Below are 221 nucleotides of genomic sequence, written 5' to 3'. Positions count from 1 at the left end.
AACGGCAACGCTGGCGCTGACGAACGCAGACAACACCGCTAAGCAAATGCGTTTCTCCAACGATGGAACGACGTGGAGCGCATGGGAAGCCTACGCGGCAGCTAAGAGCAGCTGGACGCTGAGTACGGGCGACGGCACGAAGACAGTAAGCGTGCAGCTGAAGGATGCAGCGAACAACATTACGACGATCAGCGACACGATCACGCTCGACACAGTGAAGC

General features: G+C 57.9%; 1 protein-coding gene. It reads left to right on the top strand.

Annotated elements, in window-relative coordinates; all coding sequences use genetic code 11:
- A partial coding sequence (locus tag SBI19_RS29455; RefSeq protein ID WP_317973086.1) for a hypothetical protein occupies positions 1–221 on the top strand: 221 nt, incomplete at both ends.

This window comes from Paenibacillus sp. CCS19 (genome assembly GCF_033239625.1).
Classification (GTDB): Bacteria; Bacillota; Bacilli; order Paenibacillales; family Paenibacillaceae; genus Paenibacillus_T.
Note: the sequence above shows the minus strand (reverse complement) of the source record. Positions and strands in the feature narration are given on the sequence as shown.